Below are 17,854 nucleotides of genomic sequence, written 5' to 3' on the forward strand. Positions count from 1 at the left end.
CAGCAAGAAGCGGGCCTTAGCCGCGTTATTGCTGAGCTAGAACTCGACGTCAGCAGGAGATACTAAAACGAAAAAAACGCCAAACCCTCGCGGAGGATCTGGCGTTTCGAAATAAGTGTTAATAAACGGCCCGAAGCGTCTTAGGCGCGGCCTTGGTAGCTCTTGTCTTCGGGGCGGATCTTGATGATCTCGCCTTCCTTGATGAAGATCGGCGTGCGCACCTCGATGCCAGTCTCCAGCACCACCGTCTTTTGCACGTTTCCAGACGTGTCGCCACGGACCGCTTCGGGAGCCTCGATCACCTTCATCTCGATGGATGAAGGAAGCTCAACGCCTAGCGGGCTGCCGTCTACGAAGAAAATCTGGTAGCTCTTTCCTTCGATCAGGAAGTCTTTCGCATCTCCCACAACCTCCTCGGAAATCTCGATGGTCTCGTAAGTGTCGAGGTCCATGAAGGCGTACATGTCGCCGTTCGGGTAGGAGTATTCCAAGTCTTTGATTTCCTTGTGCAGTACCTCGTAGGAGTCGCCCACGTTGGTGCGGTTATGGATGACCTTGCCCGTCTTGAGGTTCTTGAGCTGCATCTGGCAGAGAGCTGACATGTTAGGCGGAGCAACGATTTTACATTCGATCACCAAGCAGGGTTGCTTCTCGTATTCGATGACGTTGCCGCGGGAGATTTTGTTTACCTTCGTAGCCATAAGGAGCCGAAATTGGAGAGTGAATGATGAAAAGTGAAGAGTGAAATACGTCCCTACCAGACGATCGACCAAATCGCCTTTAAGTAGCGGCTTTCAGGGCAATTCGACATCACCGGATGGTCGCTGCCTGCCCCAGTTCGGTCCAAGATCTGCAGACGCCGGCCCGCCCGGTGGGCCGAGCGAATCGCCATATTCTCGAATTCCTCCGCCGACAGTTGCCCGGAGCAAGAGTACGTCGCCATCACTCCGCCAGGTTTCACCAGCGTACAGGCAAGCTGGTTCAAATCCTCGTACTTCTTCATCCCCTCCGCTTGCTGGTCCTTGCTGAAGATAAGCTTCGGCGGGTCAAGGTTCACCAAGTCCCACTGCCGTCCGTTGCGCTGCATCTGCCGCATGAAGGAAAATGCGTCACAGTGCGTCCAGCTTACGCGGGCTTGCCCGTTGAGGTTGGCATTGCGTTTGGCTTGAGCGATCGCCTTCTCGTCGAGGTCGACCGCAGTCACTTCCGAAGCTTCTCCAGAAACGGCTGCATTCAGCGCAAAACCTCCCGTGTAGCAACAAACGTCGAGAACGTCTTTCCCTTTGGCGAATTCGCCAAATCGTTTTCGGTTGTCACGTTGGTCGCAGAAAAAACCAGTCTTGTGCCCGTCCCGAAAATCCGCCTCGTAACGGATCCCGTGCTCCTCGAACTTGGCGAATCGGATATCGTCCGATAGACTCTGGTCGATACGGATTCCCTCCAAATCAGCGATCTTGGGATCGACCTCCACGATCGCCTCCGTGGCATCAAGCTTCTCCTTCAAGTATGGGATCCACTCAGCCAATCTCTGATAGACGCCGTAGGAATGTACTTGCAGGCTCAATACAACGCCCAACTTGTCTACCACCAACCCGCTCAAGCCATCGCCGTCAGAATGTATAACGCGGTAAGCGTCCGTCACCGCATCCAGGCCCATCGTTTCACGTCGCGCCGCAATCGCACGATCGATCAACTGCAAAAAGTCAGCTTCGCCAAAGGCCTCTTCCCCATGGCGATACATCCGCAAGGGCACCCGAGCCTTACCATTGTACAAACCTGAGCCGAATATCTCTCCCTTGCGGTCATAAACGGTGACGATGTCTCCTGCCTGGGCGTCGGCAGACACCTTTCCCAACATCGACTTGTAGATGGTCGGGTGGAAGGTGAAGGTCTTGATCTCGACCCAAGGCGCGCGCCGCCCAGCAGTCGAAGCCTTCGCCCCGTCTCCTCCCTTTCGCTTCCAAACGTTTTCGTTTTTCATACTCAAAATATCACAACTCGCTTCTTTCGGTTCAGACCTCTCTTAGTCCCCCTTCGTTTCCTGTAGGAATTGCTGGCGAGTGATGTCATGCAAAGTCACGACTCCCACAACACGTCCCTCGTCCAAGCGACTTACAACCGGCAGCGCGATCCACTCCGTATTCACAAACTGCTTCGCAGCCTCCCGTATCCTCGTGTCTGGATACACCTTCGGGAAAGTGTCGGAAATAAAGATGTCCCGTACCTGCTTTTTCGGCGATTGAGCGCTCACGATCTTAACCCCCTTGCGGTGCACCAATCCGACGTAGTGCATCTCGTCGTCCACAACTGGATACACTTTGAAGCCCTCGCCCTTGATTTTCTTCCATGCATCGGCCAAGGACATGTCAGCTCGCAGAGTATGGACCGTATTGGTCATGATCGAACCTACCGGCATGTTCTGCCAACCTTGGCTCGGCCGCAAAATCGGAAATTTGCGCAAGTTGATTCCATCCTGGATCAGGAGAGCTTCATAAATCGGGACGTGGCGCAGCTTGGTAGCGATCGCGTAAGACGTCAGGTTCGCTAGCATAATCGGCAGGATCAGGTTGTAGTCGCGCGTCAGCTCGAAGATGATAAGGATCGAAGTGACGGGAGCCCGGATAACTCCTGCGAACAGCGCCCCCATTCCCACCAAGGCGAGCACGTGCGGCAACAGTCCCGTCTCCGTCGTAAACGTTTCGGAGATTACCCCGATCGCTCCGCCTAGCATGGCGCCAATGAAAAGCGTGGGCGCGAAAATCCCGCCAGATCCCCCGCTTGAGTAGGAAAAGATTGTCGCCGCAAATTTTCCCAGGAACAAAGCCAGCAAGACACCTAGTCCCAAACTCCCAGCCAAGGCCGAGGAAAGATCGAGGTATCCGATTCCGAAAACCCCCATGTGCCCAAGGTTCGAATACACCAAAGCTCCCACGCAGCCCGTAAGCAAGCCTCCCAAGCCCGGCATCATCCAGCTGTAGCGTCCTCGTACCAGCTTCACGCGTTCCCGCGCCCGCAACAAGCACTCAACGAAGGCATGCGACACGAAGCCGGCCAATACCCCTAGCACCAGACTCATCACCAAGCTCATGCCAGAAAGGTGGTCGGGATGCAGAGGGACTTGAAACATGGCGTCCGTCCCCAGCAAGGAACGCTCTATCACCGCCGCGATCACCGCGACCATGACGATTCCCGCGAAGGCCTTGTGCTTCATGTCGCCCATGATCTCCTCGATCGCAAAGACGATCGCCGCCAGCGGCGTGTTGAAAGCCGCCGCGATCCCTCCCGCGCAACCCAGCGGAATCAAAGCCATGATCTGGCGAGGAGCCAAGCCGAACCAGCGCCCCACCCACGAGGCGATCGCCGCCGAGAGGTGAACGGTCGGCCCTTCGCGTCCTAGGCTCGCGCCCGTGCCGATCGAAGCGGTCCCCAGCAAAAACTTGCCCACGGCAGCCCGAAAGCGAATGCGGCCAAACTTCAGGAAATAGGCAGCCTTAACTTGCGGAATTCCGCTCCCTGCCGCCTCCGGCGCCCAATGCTTGATCAGGAAACCCACCACCAAGCCGCCCAGAGCCGGCAGCAAAATTAAGGCCGCCACCCCCATCCAGCCCGGAATCTGGCTCACCCGATAGATCCAATTCTCCTCCGCCCAGTGAATCGACTGGTGAAAGGCCACAGCGCTCAAGCCGCTGAGAACCCCGATCAATATCGCCAAAACGTTGAAACGGCTCCTTTGGCTCAAGGCTAGCCGTTCCATCAAATCCGCGATCCAGCGACGGGATACACGATAAAAAGATCTATCGCTACGTGACATGCAGGGCGCAAAGAAACCATACCCACGGCTCAAAACAATCCTTTAGTCGCCAAATCCCCAAGTAGCGCAGCTCAGCTGTCCCGCGGCCAGCAATCGAATTCCACCCTCGCCCCGATTCCCCGCCCGGCGCCTGCCCACATCTTCTGTTGCAAAAATCGCAAGCCCCCTCAAATAATCGCTTCCAATCGAAAGCATCGCGCTGCAAAAGGAACCACTTACCCAAGCGCCAATCCTACATATAGTTATGAAGCAAATAAAACGGATCGCACTTGCCTGCCTAGGCTTCGTCCTCCTCGCGGCCACCGTCAACGCCGCGCCCAAGCGCGAGAAGCTGGTAGATCGCATCGTCGCCGGCGAGTACGTGCTCGAGGAAATCATGGCGGATCCCGCTACCGCCATTCCCGCCGACATCCTGCAAGACGCCCAAGGAATCATCTTCACCCTCAACTACCGAGGCGGCATCATGCTCGGAGGCCACGCGGGCAACGGCATCCTCATCGCCAAGAATCCGCTCAATCAAGAGTGGGGCGTTCCCGCCTTCGTAAAAACGGGCGGAGCCAACATCGGCCTCCAGCTCGGCGTCAAGGAATTCGACGCGGTCTACGTGATCATGGATCTCGACACCATGCGAAAAGCCTACTCGGGCCGCTTCGATTTCGGCGCGGACGCCGCAGCCGTCGCTGGTCCGCTCGAAAGCTCGCGCGAAGCCCGCCAAAGCCAGGATTACAAGAACGCAAAGATACTCGTCTACTCCAACAAGAAGGGCCTCTTCGCAGGCGTAGCAGTGAAGGCCGGCTGGGTTTCCCCCGACAACCGCGCCACCCAAACGTTCTACAACACCGACTACAACATGCCGGAAATCGTGATGAGCGACTGGTTCGACCTTCCCGTCGAAGCCAACGCCCTGCTCCAGCGCCTCAACTACTACACCGGCGGCGGACGCTAAAACGAAGAGCCAAGCATCAGCTTTCCCAGCCCATCCCTCACCGGATGGGCTTTTTGCTGAACGACATTAAGGCGCCAACACCTGTGCTTTCAAAGCATGGCGTGAGAACCGTGCCGACGAGCGCCCAGCTGACAAAACAAGGCCAAGTCTGATTACTTCAGGAATCGACGCGCCACGCCAGCAAGGCCAAGCAAACCGAGTCCAAGAAGAGCAAGAGTAGACCCAGAGTCAGGAACTGCGACATCAATGCTTGCGAGGTAGAAATCTTCGCTCGGGCCTCCGGTAGGGTCGGAGATCCCGCCCGAATGCGCGAAAGTAAAAACGGTACCCGTCAGCAGCCCCAGCGGGTGAACAGTGCCCACCCCTTTGGGAAGGCCATACGAAACGCCATTCAGAAGGAAAGTCCCCCCATCGACCCAATTTAGAATGCCATGCTTGTCTGAGCGGAGTTCTATTTTGGACAGGGTTACCACTTGATCGAAAGTGAGGATCAACGTCTCGCCCACATCAATATTGTCGTCAGAGAGGACAATTGGATTAATGGATTTATACACGCCCAGACCCGCGCCTTTCACGTCTGTCCAACCAGCTTCGCTGTCCTGGATAGCGAACGCTGCATTGCCCCCAAACATCGCCGAAGCAGTAACGGACAAACCGTCTTTGACGTAGGTCAACGTTGGATTCCCCACCCTATCATTACTGTTGGAAAAACCGTCGACCGGCAGGAAATCGCCTGCCCCATTCGGCTTATCGAGTTTGTAAAAATCGAAACGAATAGCACTAACCGATGAAACAGCGCCTAATGCGGCGACTGTGAGCAGAACTAAATGTAATGTTTTCATTTTAAGAAGAACAGAGTTGAGCTTCTAAAAAATGGGGCTCCGACGCCCTTGATCCTTAAAGTCAGCCAATTTTACCCGCACATCTACGGCTTTCCGTTAAGTGCTTAGGTTCTTCATTCTTGGACCTAAAAGATTTCCTCGCCCCCGATGAATCCAACGCAGGTCTCGTAAGCGCACCTTGGAATGAACCACGCAATAGCCGAAATCTCGCTACCAAGCAGCAACTTCGTAAAATGCAAATACGCCCCCCGATAGAATTGTCTGAAGCTTACAACGGCATTGATAATACCGCAACTAGTTCCGAACGAATCTTACCAAGCCCAGCACTAAGCAAAGGGCCACCCCCGGCCAGATCACGAAAGCGGGACTGTGCAGCAACAAGCCCTGCCCCGTGCGCAGCAGCGTCCCCAGCTCCGCCCAATTCGGGTCCCCCGCCAAGCCTAGAAAGGTCAAGGCGCTGAGCTCCAGCAGGGCGAAAGCAAATACCAACTTCCAAAGCCCCAGCAACTGCGGCCAGAGGTTCGGCCAAATCGTGAAGCGAAACCGGTGCCAAACAGAACCGCCGATCGCCCGGCTGGCTTCCACGTAGGCCGTCCCGTTGAGTTCGCCCCAGAGCACCCGCAATTGGCGAAAAGCGAACGGCACTCCCGCAGCCCCAATCGCAATGGTCAGGGCAAGCGGACCTCGCTCCATGAACGTCACCACCAGCAAGCCGATGAAAATAGCGGGCATGGCGATACCAAACGACACGAAGGCTCGCACCAGCTTTCCCACGATCCGGCCGCCTGTCCGTTCCGCGGCCAATAGGATGGCCGACGCCACCAGAGCTGCCACGCTTCCCAGCAAGGCGAACAAGATGGAGTTTCCGGCTCCTCGCCAAATGCGGCTGAAATAATCCTGCCCCAAGCGATCCACTCCCAGCCAGTGACTCGCGCTCGAACCGCTGATTCGCAAGTCGAAGAAGGCCTGTTCATAAGGATCGAAAGGAGTCCACAGGATGCCCGCCGCAAGCGTTCCCAGGACAGCCAAAATCAAAAGGTTGATCCAACGCCCCTCGCTCACCCCCGAACCTCCTTCCGGGGATTCAGCTTGAAAACGATCATGTCCGAGACGAAGGCCACAAAGATCACCAGAAGCACGAGGAAGGTCAGCAGGTTTTGAGCTACGAAGACATCTCGCTCCAATATGGCCGTCACCAGATACCGCCCGATTCCCGGCCAGGAAAACACCGTCTCGGTTAGAAAGGCCCCGCCCAGCAAAGCCCCAAACGAGGTGCCGATCACCGTAACGGTCGGCCCCGCCGACATCCGCAAAAGGTGCCTCCAAAGGATCCGCATCGGTCCGTATCCACGCGAACGCAGAGCCACGATGAAAGCCTGCAGTTCCGGTTCCTGCAGGCGAGCGTAGGTCACCGAGGAGACCCCCGCGGCCGGAAAGACCGATAAGCATAAAGCAGGTAGAACGATATGAGAAAACGCTCCTCCCAAAGCTTGCAAGTTCCCCGCGATCGCCGAATCCAAAATCAGGAAGCCCGTCACGCTATCTGGAGGAATGGCTGCCATGTCGAAGCGCCCTCCCATCGGAAACCAACCCAGCCACAACGATCCCACCACCAGAAGCAAGATACCGATCCAGAAAATCGGAACCACCAGACCGATCGCCCCGACCCAGCCGGCAAGCCGAGCCACCCATGGATGCGTCCCTAAAGCCCCCACCAAGGCCACGCTCAACCCAACCCCTACGCCGACGACCAAGGCGCACAAGCTCAGCTCCAAGGTGGCTGGCATAAAAGCTCGAAAGTCTTCCGTAGTGGCCCTTCCACTACTCAAGCTGCTTCCCCACTCACCCCCCAGGAACTGCTTCTGCGAGATGAAATAGCGTTCCACAAAAGGACGATCCAAGCCCAATCGCTCTCGCTCGAGAGCAACCCGCTCCGCGTCGACCGTCTTGCCGAATCGCAAGGCAACCGGATCGCCCGGAATCGCGTCGATCGCCGCAAAAATCGCCAAACTCGCAAAGAAATAGAGCGCGAAAAAAAAGGGGATTTTCCTGAGCAAAGCCAGTGACACGCCTGAAACTACAACCGCCTTGACCCAACGATGCGACTCGAAAACTGGCAAGCTCCCTACTGCGACTTCACCTGCACCTCGCTCAACCGCAAGTCGCCGATCTTCTGCAGCTTGAATCCCTCGAACCGGGAGCTGAGCACCACGATATTGTCGCCGTGACAAAGCGGCAGGATCGGCAAATCCCGTTTCCAGAGAGCCAATGCCGCTTCGTAGAGGCGGGCACGTTCCGCCGTGTCCGTCGTCTTGCGAGCGGTCAGCAGCAGTTCGTCCATATCCTCATTTCTATAAAAGCTGTAGTTGGTCGCGGTCCCCTTCTCCGCCGCCCAACTCCCGAAAAACACGCTGAGAAAATTGTCCGTGTCGCCGTTGTCTCCAACCCAGCCGATCAATGCCGTCTCGAAGTCTCCATTTCGCAAGCGGTCCAGCTGCGTCTTGAAGTCGAGCGACACCACTTTCGCCGGGACGCCGATCGCCTCGATCTGCCCTTTCATGAAGGTCGCTGCCATTACGGGATCAGGCAAATAAGGACGCGGAGCATTCATGACCAAGATCTCCAAAGGCTTCTCTTTGAATCGAGCCGCATACGGAGCGGCCAACTTGCGTGCCCTTTCGAGGTCATGCAATCGAGCGTCCTCAATTTCCGGATACCCCAAGAAGCCCTTCGGAAGCGGATAAACAGCCGGCCTTCCCGCGCCTTCCAGCGCCACCGTGGCAAACGCCTCCCTGTCCACTCCCAATGAGATCGCCCGACGCAATTCGATGTCGGCGAGCCGTTCGTTTTCGAGGTTGAACGCCATGTAGCCGACGTTCAGACCCGCGTCTTCGTAAACAGTCAGTTCCGGATCGTTCCTCAAGGCTGCAACTTCAGTCGGCTGCAAGCCATCCATGCCATGAATCGCTCCCGACTTCAATTGCAGCAGACGAGTCGTGTTGTCGGGCACCACCTTCAAAACCAGACGTTCAAATGCCGGAGACTCTCCCCAATAGTCAGGATTCCGTTCCAGGATGATCGCTTCATTGCGGCGCCATTCCTTGAATCGGTAAGGTCCAGTCCCCACTGGATTGCGTTGTATTTCGCTTCCATACGTATCCAAGGACCTAGGACTGATCAACCATGCTGGGAACACCGCGAGCGAACGAAGCATCGCCGCATTGGGCTGGGCTAGCCGAATCTCCAAGGTCATTGGCCCAACCGCCTCCACAGCCTCCACATCTTGGTACAAATAGCTCCAATAGGAAAATGCTGCGTCCGCGAGATGGGCCGGGTGCGTCTCATCCAGCTGCCTCTGGAACGAAAAGGCAGCCGCCTCCGCATCCAACTCCGTGCCATCATGGAAGCGGACTCCCTCTCGAATTTCGAAACGATAAGTCAAGCCGTCGGGAGAAATTGAATACGACTTGGCCAGCCAGGGCTCTATCTCCAAGGTTCCACTCTTGAAACGTACCAGACCTTCGCAAATCTGCGTGAGCGTGTTGACGGATTCGCCGTCGTCGATATCCGCTGGGTCCAGCTTCTGGGCATCGCTGCCGCGGGCGAAGATGAAAACTTTCGGAGTCTCTCCTTCCGGCTGCTCCGACCTCGAGCCACAGCCCAGGTGGAAAAGCGACGACAAGGAAAGGCACAGCACAAGCAGTCTCTTTATCATTGCTATCATCCAAGCAACTCAACTGCTCAAAGCAACCACCGAAGGTCTTGCGACCTACCTGCCCTTCGACAAAGTGTCGCAAGAGTCCAAGCCCATCCTACGAGACCCGCCATGAAACTACCGCTCATCACCGTCAACGCCTTCGCCACCCAAGCCTTTTCAGGCAATCCCGCAGCCGTTACCCTGCTTGACGCATGGCTCGAAGACTCCCTGATGCAGGCCATCGCCGCCCAAAACAACATCGCGGAAACTGCATTTTTGCTCAAGTCCGGCCCAGCGAGCTACCACATACGTTGGTTTACCCCCGCCGTCGAAGTTCCCCTCTGCGGACACGCCACCCTCGCCAGCGCTTTCGCCCTGAGAGAATGCTTCGGAGAAAAGGCAGAGAGCATCACCTTCCAGTCGCTTAGCGGACCGCTCTCAGTTACCTGCAAGGGGGAAACCTACACTTTGGACTTTCCTTCGCAGCCCCCATCAGCAGCTCCGACGCCCGACTGGTTCATCAACGCTTTCGGTGCGAACCCCATCGAATTTCACCAGTCCGCCTACTCCCTCGCCATCTTTCCCTCGCAAGAGATCGTAGCCGCCCTCGATCCTGACTTCCCTTTGCTAGCCAAGACCAAGGGATCCAACGTCATCGTCTCCGCTCCGGGGAATGAACACGATTTCGTCTCCCGGTTCTTTGCCCCCGCCGACGGCATCGACGAGGATCCCGTCACGGGGTCCGCCCATTGCATCCTGACCCCCTACTGGGCAAAACGCCTGAAAAAGTCGAAACTGACGGCTCGACAAATTAGTCCGCGCGGTGGCGAACTTCTCTGCGATCTGGTAGGCGACCGGGTACGAATCACCGGCAAAGCTCTGCTCTACAGCGAAGCGACAATTTACGTATAACCGATAAACAAAAACGCCAGGCCCAAGGGCCTGGCGTTTGCTTGAAATAGGGGCCTTTCGCGAATGGCCGCGACTTTATTGATGCAAGCTTGGATCCGCGCCAATGCAGCCGACCAGGTTTTCCCGGTAAGCGGGTGAACGGAAGGTCTCCAGACGACGGGCGATCGCAGACTGGATTTTCTCCGCCTTGATCCGCTCCGCCATACCGACGTTTCTTTCCGAGCTGAGATAGCTCTCGAGATAAGCCGCGTGGCGTTCCCAAAGGGCGATGTCCACCTTTTGCTTGGTGTCGAGACGCTCCTTGTACCAGTCGCTCTCAATCAACGCATCGTAGGTGAAGAGCTTGCGGAACGCTTCGTCTTGGTACCCCATGCCCTCGTACTCGCCGTAGGCCATGATGTGCAAGAGCGCCTTGAGCGGAGGACACGCTGCGTCGATAGAACCGTCAGCGAAGTAATTGAGAGCCACGCTGCGCTGCGTCTCTACAATATTCTTGATACCATCCACATAGGAATCCATCGACCGCAGCTCGGGCTTCAAAACAAACTCCGGGAATACCGAGCGCGGATTGGAGAACACGCGACCACCGATCGACTGTACGAAGTCGCTGGTGATGCGATAGCCCAAGCGGCTCGCCTCAATCTTCTCGCCTTCATGCTCGAAATCTTCGCAGGCCTCCAGGAAGCCCTTCTTGATCAAGTAGCTCGACTTGCGCTCTTCGGGGCGCATGCGGCTCCAGAGCTCCGGCACCAATAGGCTGATGTCGTGGTCCACCCGGAAGTTCGGGCCTACGCAACCCGCCGAGGAGATGAAACACTCATATCCCGTTACGATGAAGGACACCAAGGCATTGTTGAGATCCACGATCGGCAGGAGCGCGTTGAAAGGCCCCTTCGTGAGGGCGCCTTCCGAACCAGCTCCCGTCGTCGAAGGGGACTTGCCAGTGAGGCTGGCCACGAAGTCCATGAACGCTTCAGGAAGCTCCTGGAAGTGAACAGGGCCAAACGGAGCCAAGGCACGGATCCCTTCCGAAGGAGGATTGTTGCGGCGGCCCGGCAATACGCAATTGACCGGGAAGTGGACTGTTTCCGTTTGCTCGAGACGACGATACAAACGCGCTCCGACCTCCGCAACGTACACGCTTTGCTCGTCCTCAAGATCGAGACGATTCTGCAAGTAACGCGGATTCTTGGTGAACACACCATCCACCAAACGCGGATGAGACGAATCGATCGCGTAATCAGGACTGTCCCCCTTGTTGAAATCGGACAGCACCTTCTGCATCGGCTCGGTGAACTGTCCGAAACGAATGGCGTCCTTCGCAAGCTCGCGAGTGGTAGCGCGATCCAGCGGCTCGTAGTTCGAGAAGAACATATTGTCCCGAGAGAAATCCTTCTCCGTGGTCTTGTCGTAGCCACGGTGAATCGCTTCGTCTGGACGTTGGAATAGGCGGTACTCGCAGTTCACGATGAACTTCAAGGAGGAGTAGCCGACAGCCCCCTTATCCAATCCCTTTAGATGCGTGGCCGGTACCACGACAGAGGAGGAAATGTCGTCTTCCGTTTGGATCTTGGACGCTGGGTAAAAATCCTTGCGCAGGCTAAATACCCGCCAAGAACCATCTTCTTCGAAGCCGACGCGCAAGTATTGGGAAATCAACTTCTGGTCGCGATACTTAAGCTCGTTGCCGGGAGCTCCGTTCACGACGTCGACACTGAAGCGATCGCGCCAGCCCGCACCCCAGTCTTCTTTGTAGAAGCGCTTGACCACGAGCACGATGTCGATGACGTAGCCCGGAATCTCCTTCAACCATGCGTTGTATTCATCTGTGAATACAGAGGAAGGAGACAGGAGCTGGATCACCGATCCCAAGGAACGCTTCATGCTCAGTAGAGGGCGATCGTCCGACTTGTCAGGACTCTTGAAACGCTTGCTGTAGTCTTTGCTCACGATCGCTTCGACCTGGTCGAAATCCTTCTTGAGGTCAGCGGTGAATACAGGCCCCGCTACAATCGCGTCCGTGAGGAGCTTGGAAATCTCCGACTTGCCGCCGCCCGATACCGTACAGGGCTTGTGGCAGTAAGTGCCAACCGCGCTGGTACCAAGCAAACGCCAGCGGCGACCTGCCATCGGTTGCTTCATCTGCACCTTGTAGCCGCCTGGCAAGATGTAAGTGCAGTCCGGCTGCAACTGTAGCTGGCGAGCCTCTCCGCCAACTTCCCAACTGATGCGTTGGTCCTGCAAACGGAAAACGGCGCGCTGCGGTATGTAATAGATATTAGGATACTTCTTATCGATCGCGTAACCTTCAGGCTTCACGTCGATCTTATCCCCCAAACGTGCAACCACTTCGTCAAAGGTGTGCTCCTCGTAATTCTTAGACTTCTGCAGCTGGAACTCCTCGCCCAAGTCGTAGCTGGCAAAGGCGAGCGCCCCGCCGGCGTGCTCCTCCTCAACGTTGCCGAGGAGGTTGGAAGCGTAAGAGATCTGAGTCTTTACCTCCTTCTTGCAGTAGCCAAAGTAGTTGTCCGCGATGAGCGTCACCACGACACCGCGACTGTCGCGCGAGGTGATCTTGAAAGCGCCTCCGTCGTTGTAGAGTTCGTCTTCCGACTCGTAGCACATGCCGTCGCGCTTTTGGCGTTCCGTAGCTCCGGAAACGTGCGGCAACCCGAGGTCCTTCTTCTTGCAGCGAATCAGATGAGGAGCCAAGATGACGCAGCCCGTGTGACCGGACCAATGCTTTACGTCCAAGCCTGAATCGTTTTCCGCGAGGAATGGGTCCCCCGCATTCCCGAAGATCGATTCCACGAAATCGAGGTTGCTCGTCATGTTGCCGGGCGCGAAGAAACGAACTTCCATCCGCTTTTCCTCGGTGACACCGGGAACCTCCGGCTGAACGATGGGGCGCAACATGATGGAAACGAAGGTCCGCGCCTTCTCTTCCTGATTCGCGGTGAAGGGAAGCTCGAGCAAACTATCCGGCGGCTGAAGCGCGACTTCGAGCAACTTGGCGAAAGTCTTGAGCGGAACTTGCTTCTTGTCGAATGGCACCGGCAGGCCTCCTTCGGAAACGTGGAAGACGCCCTTCGTAGTGCGACGGTCACTACGAGGATTGTGGCAAACGCCCTGCTTGACGCGGAAGCTGCTTATAATGTCAGACTCGAACTTGTCAGAATCCGGCGGGATAGACAAGGCTCGCGCCATTCCATGGCGCTCCAGGACGAGGTTGTTCGAAGGCAGCCAGACTCGGTCTTCCAGTCCGAGCGGCTCAAAAAGGGACTCCAAGTAATCTTGGACACGCTGATCGACAGGGCAGAGATGATCCTTCAGCAAGCGATTCTTCTCTTCTACGCTCTTCAACAATGACTCTCCAAGCTTCAGCAGGGGGAAATCCTCAGCATTGCCGAAGATCGGTAAACCACGAGAACGTAGCTTCAAGTTCAAGTACTCAACTTGATTCTTGGCGTCGAAGACGTTTTCGCAGGTGGTCGGATCGAATCCGATTTGTGTTTTTAGGTCGGTACTATGCGTATCCATTTTTGTTTCTCTTTCGGGTTAGCCAGCAAATTTTAGACGGCTGGCAATTTCGTATTCGATATCAAATTCTAACTTGCAATACTGGGCATCGCCGGAACGGCCGCCAACAGCTTCTTCGTGTATTCAGATTGTGGATTATTGTAAATGCTTTCGGACGTTCCTTGCTCAACTATCTTTCCATTTTGCATGACCACCACTTCATGGCTCATGTGCTCTACCACCGCGAGATCATGGGCGATAAAAAGGTAGGTGATCGCGAATTCGTCTTGCAGGTCTTGCAGCAAGTTTACGATCTGCGCTTGCACGCTCACGTCCAAGGCGCTCACGCATTCGTCGCAGATGATGAACTCCGGACGGCTGCTCAACGCTCGCGCGATGCAAATCCGCTGGCGTTGGCCTCCACTGAATTGATGCGGATAGCGCCGCATGGCGTCGGAAGGAAGTCCCACCTTCTCCAGCAACTCCACAACGCGAGCCTCTCGATCGGAGCGACTCAGTTGCGACTCATGCACGATAAGAGGTTCCGCGATAATGGCCCCTACCGTCAGCCGAGGATTCAAGGATGCGTACGGATCCTGAAAGATCGTTTGGATGCGTTTTCTGAACGGAAGGAAAGCAGACTCCGAAAGCGGAGCAATATCAACGCCGTCGTATTCGATTTTTCCCGACTCGGATGGGATCAATTTCAGGATCGCCTTCCCTATCGTGCTCTTTCCGCTGCCACTCTCTCCAACGAGTCCTACCGTTTGCCCTCTGCGAACAGAAAAACTAGCGTTCGAAACCGCGCGAAACGAATCCGCTTTTCCAAAGAGTCCACCTGAGGAAGTCTGATAACTAACGTTTAAGTCCCTTACCCTTAAGAGAGGATGGCCATCGCTTGGGTCAGACATGGGATGCCTCCTTTTCCGCGATCGCAGCGTAGTCTACTACCGGTAAGCGCCCTTGACGAACGCCCAGTCGCGGAATGCAGCGAATCAAGGCCTTGGTGTATTCATGTTTCGGCGACGCAAGCACTTGCGTGGTCTCGCCTTGTTCCACGATTTTGCCTTGGTACATGACCGCAACCTCATCCGCGAAACCATCTACAATTCCGAAATTGTGCGTGATGAGTATGATCGCCATGTCCTCCTTGTCTCGAAGCTCGCGGAGCAAATCCATGATCTGAGCTTCGATTGTGACATCCAAGGCGGTAGTGGGTTCGTCCGCAACAAGAATGTCCGGCTGACAAGCCAGCGCCATGGCGATGACAACACGCTGCTTCATGCCACCGCTCATCTGGTGGGGATAATTGCCATACCGCGAACTGGCATCGCGAATACCCACCTTCTCCAGAAGCCCGATACTCTCTTGCTTGAAATCCTGCACGTCGCTCCGGTGGAATTTGAGAGCTTCCTCTATCTGCGCTCCCACTGTGAAATAAGGATTCAAAGAGGTGGACGGCTCCTGGAAGACGTAAGCGATTCGCTTGCCACGTACCGAACGCAAGCGCCTCTCCGACATTTCCAATAGATTCTCTCCATCCAGCAAGGCTTCCCCGGCAACCTCGCATTTGGGAGGAGGTGGTAGCAAGCGAGATAGCGACATCGAAGTAACGCTCTTGCCGCTGCCACTTTCTCCGACGATGGCTAGGGTTTTACCTCGATCTAGGGAAAACGAAATTCCCTTCACCGCTTCGATATTCGAGTGGCGGCTGTTGAAACGGATTTTCAGATCTCGTACCTCAAGCAGCATGATCGCCGCCCATCCTGCAAAGCCCACCGCAGACAACAAGTGGAAAAGGTCGGAAATCCATACTTTTTTGTATTTAATATCTTGAATAGGGATAACGCCCTAGCAGCGAGAAGCCTCTGAGTCTGAAGAACCCTAGCGCAAAGCTCTCGAGCTTTCCGGAAAAATGAATCCCGCGCCCTTCCCTGGCCCCGACCACAGAGGCTGGCGCTTACAAATGAGCGCCTAGCCTGTGGACGTAGCCACGCCCCACAAAAAACGCCGCAGATCGATCTCTCTGCAAATCAATGCCTTAGCTCCAAGAGACAACACCTTCCTTGAGAACTCCCAAACGCTGGCGCGACTGAAGCTAACGCCAAATCTACAAACCGATATTCTAATTCTAATAAACACGGTCGACCGAAGCTTCCCCGACCTCGCCGCAAAGCGGAGTCCGGCTCGGTCTCAAGCCGGGACGTTTTCCTTGTTGCTCTCCTCCGAGAAATCGAAACATGAGCAATCCACATAAAATCCTCCTCTTCAGCGTGACGTTAATCGCCGCGTTGCTCTCAAACCGGGCCGCCTTGATCGCCGGTCCCGCCGATTCCCACGCCAGCCAAGGCATCGGGATCGAGATGACACAAGCTCCTGAGATGCCGGAGTTCCTCTTGAAAGCTGGAGTCACAAGCGCCTTGGCGACCCTTGTTATCAGCGTTGACGAGAACGGCTCCCTCGACGACTGGCTCCTCGTCGAAGCAAGCGACCAATCGCTCGACAAAGCCGTGGCCGAGGTGATCGAGACTTGGACTTTCCGCCCTGCCCGCCGAAACGGACAAGCCATCGCGGCTCGCCAAACGTTTCCTCTCCAGCTTGATGCGGCGGCTCCAACTCAACGGTATTCCCGCGTCACGAAAAGCGATACCCTTGCCTATCGCTATTTCGATCCAGCCGATCGCAGCGAGATCAAACACAAGTATACACAGCGTATCCAATTAGTGGATCCGCCCAACCTGGACCAGCTCCCTACCTTGATCGAATACGTCAAGCCCAGCGTCGCTCCCGAAGTCTACGCAGCCAACAAAGGAGCAAGCCTGCGCTTCACTTTCTATTTGGATGGAGAAGGTCGCGTGAGAATGCCGAGCTTGTCCCATATTGACGGCCCCGCATCTCCTGCCGCCATCTTCGCGGTCCAAACCGCCCTCGAGCAATGGAAGTTCGAGCCCGTGACGCAAGGCGGCAAGCCAGTCCTCACCCTGCTCGCTCAGACCATCCATTTCAGTCACCTATACGATTAGAAGCAGCCCAATCCCTCTTTGCCTGACATCCTAAACCAAGCAGCCCTCCGTGGTCCCGGCCCGCGGAGGGTTCTTCGTTTTGCTGCACGCGAGCAGGCGACACCTCATGCGCTAGCTTGTCCTGCCAAGCGACGTCGGCTGCCTGACAAAACGTTCTCCACCTCACCTCTGATGGGGAGAGACGGGATCGCGCCTCTGCCCGTAACCGTTATGGAAGCGGCAGCGCAGGCGAAACGACATGCCTCTTCCAGCTTTGCAACATCTTCAAATAGCGTCCCCAGTTCCACAAATCGCTGCAAGAAGGCTGCAATAAAACTATCTCCAGCCCCGGTCGCATCCACGCACTCGACCCTGAAAGCGGGGACCTGAAAACGAACCAAGCCGTTCATACAAAGGCAACCGTCAGCATCCAGACTTACGAGCACCAGCTTCGGTCCTAATTCCTTCAAACGCTTCGCCGCGGAAGCGAGATCGTCCAAGCCCGTCAGCATGCGTGCCTCCTCTTGGCTCACCTTGAGGATATCGACAGAAGGTAAAAGCGACTCTACGCAGCGAATCGCCTCGCTTTCGTCAATCCAAACACTCGCCCGGTAGTTCACGTCCAAGGAAACCAAGCCGCCATGGCTCTTCACCCGGCGAACCGCCTCCAAGCTTGCCGAACGGGATGGCTCGGAGCTGAAGCTAAAAGTGCCAATATGCAGTACCGAGCAAGCATCCAATGTCCCCTCGTCCAATCGAGAATCACTTAGCATCGTATCCGCACCTGGACTACGTATAAAGGAAAAATCCCGTTCCCCCTTTTCGTCCACCGAAACGAATGCTTGAGTCGTGGAGCTCGCAGCCGTTCGCTGCACTCCTCTAACATCCACGCCCTCTCGCTTCAGCGCTTCGAAGAGAAAATCGCCCCAAACGTCCTGTCCGAGACACGAGATCAAACTCGCCTGTCCTCCCAAGCGGCCGATCCCCACCGCCACGTTCGCCGGAGCTCCTCCCGCGCAAGGCTTGAACGCCTCTGCGTCAATCAATCGACGATGATTACTGATCGATACGAAATCGACCAACGCTTCGCCCAAGCAACAAATACTTCCATTCATAACTTATCTG

Annotated in this window: 14 protein-coding genes; 3 read left to right on the forward strand and 11 right to left on the reverse strand. The window is 55.9% G+C overall.

The features are described 5' to 3' along the window. Positions 1-140: 140 nt before the first annotated feature. Genes efp through IEN85_RS03175 form a run of 3 tightly spaced genes read right to left on the reverse strand, consistent with a single transcriptional unit; the run spans position 141 to position 3,811 of the window. Complete coding sequence (gene efp, locus IEN85_RS03165) at positions 141-701, reverse strand: elongation factor P (protein ID WP_191615616.1); 561 nt, start codon at positions 699-701, stop codon at positions 141-143. 53 nt (positions 702-754) lie between these two features. Then, entirely contained in the window at positions 755-1,981 is a 1,227-nt protein-coding gene (locus IEN85_RS03170) for a class I SAM-dependent rRNA methyltransferase (protein ID WP_191615617.1), read from the reverse strand. A 42-nt stretch (positions 1,982-2,023) separates the two neighbouring features. Continuing rightward, positions 2,024-3,811, reverse strand: a complete 1,788-nt coding sequence (locus IEN85_RS03175) for a chloride channel protein (RefSeq protein ID WP_191615618.1) — start codon at positions 3,809-3,811, stop codon at positions 2,024-2,026. 244 nt (positions 3,812-4,055) lie between these two features. Here IEN85_RS03175 and IEN85_RS03180 point away from each other — a divergent pair, with 244 nt between their 5' ends. Beyond that, a complete protein-coding gene (locus IEN85_RS03180; protein ID WP_191615619.1) occupies positions 4,056-4,757 on the forward strand; it encodes a lipid-binding SYLF domain-containing protein in 702 nt (233 codons plus the stop codon). A gap of 152 nt (positions 4,758-4,909) precedes the next feature. Here the strand turns inward: IEN85_RS03180 and IEN85_RS03185 are convergent, their stop codons facing one another. The 4 genes from IEN85_RS03185 to IEN85_RS03200 form a co-directional block, all read right to left on the reverse strand. Next, on the reverse strand, positions 4,910-5,599 hold the full coding sequence (locus IEN85_RS03185) for a VPDSG-CTERM sorting domain-containing protein (RefSeq protein WP_191615620.1): 690 nt from the start codon (positions 5,597-5,599) through the stop codon (positions 4,910-4,912). Between the two features lie 294 nt (positions 5,600-5,893). Then, a complete protein-coding gene (locus tag IEN85_RS03190; RefSeq protein ID WP_191615621.1) occupies positions 5,894-6,628 on the reverse strand; it encodes an ABC transporter permease in 735 nt (244 codons plus the stop codon). Between the two features lie 29 nt (positions 6,629-6,657). Then, positions 6,658-7,656, reverse strand: coding sequence for an ABC transporter permease (locus tag IEN85_RS03195; RefSeq protein WP_191615622.1), 999 nt, complete (start codon positions 7,654-7,656; stop codon positions 6,658-6,660). 68 nt (positions 7,657-7,724) lie between these two features. Further along, on the reverse strand, positions 7,725-9,314 hold the full coding sequence (locus IEN85_RS03200) for an ABC transporter substrate-binding protein (RefSeq protein WP_191615623.1): 1,590 nt from the start codon (positions 9,312-9,314) through the stop codon (positions 7,725-7,727). 111 nt (positions 9,315-9,425) lie between these two features. Between IEN85_RS03200 and IEN85_RS03205 the strand changes: the two genes are divergently transcribed. Continuing rightward, positions 9,426-10,208, forward strand: a complete 783-nt coding sequence (locus IEN85_RS03205) for a PhzF family phenazine biosynthesis protein (protein ID WP_191615624.1) — start codon at positions 9,426-9,428, stop codon at positions 10,206-10,208. A gap of 75 nt (positions 10,209-10,283) precedes the next feature. Here the strand turns inward: IEN85_RS03205 and IEN85_RS03210 are convergent, their stop codons facing one another. From IEN85_RS03210 to IEN85_RS03220, 3 genes are all read right to left on the reverse strand, one after another. Then, positions 10,284-13,748 (reverse strand): PPi-type phosphoenolpyruvate carboxykinase family protein, encoded by a 3,465-nt coding sequence (locus IEN85_RS03210; protein ID WP_191615625.1) that lies wholly within the window; start codon positions 13,746-13,748, stop codon positions 10,284-10,286. Positions 13,749-13,816: 68 nt separating this feature from the next. Then, a complete protein-coding gene (locus IEN85_RS03215) occupies positions 13,817-14,638 on the reverse strand; it encodes an ATP-binding cassette domain-containing protein (RefSeq protein ID WP_191615626.1) in 822 nt (273 codons plus the stop codon). Continuing rightward, complete coding sequence (locus IEN85_RS03220; protein ID WP_191616173.1) at positions 14,631-15,479, reverse strand: ATP-binding cassette domain-containing protein; 849 nt, start codon at positions 15,477-15,479, stop codon at positions 14,631-14,633. The genes IEN85_RS03215 and IEN85_RS03220 overlap by 8 nt, the downstream gene beginning before the upstream one ends. Positions 15,480-15,967: 488 nt before the next feature. Here IEN85_RS03220 and IEN85_RS03225 point away from each other — a divergent pair, with 488 nt between their 5' ends. Beyond that, entirely contained in the window at positions 15,968-16,750 is a 783-nt protein-coding gene (locus IEN85_RS03225) for an energy transducer TonB (RefSeq protein ID WP_191615627.1), read from the forward strand. A 104-nt stretch (positions 16,751-16,854) separates the two neighbouring features. On the opposite strand, the gene IEN85_RS03230 is transcribed toward IEN85_RS03225, so the two are convergent. Continuing rightward, positions 16,855-17,844: a carbohydrate kinase family protein gene (locus IEN85_RS03230; RefSeq protein ID WP_191615628.1), complete on the reverse strand. Its 990-nt coding sequence runs from the start codon at positions 17,842-17,844 to the stop codon at positions 16,855-16,857. Positions 17,845-17,854: the final 10 nt, after the last annotated feature.

This window comes from Pelagicoccus enzymogenes (genome assembly GCF_014803405.1).
In the GTDB taxonomy this organism is placed as follows: Bacteria; Verrucomicrobiota; Verrucomicrobiia; order Opitutales; family Opitutaceae; genus Pelagicoccus; species Pelagicoccus enzymogenes.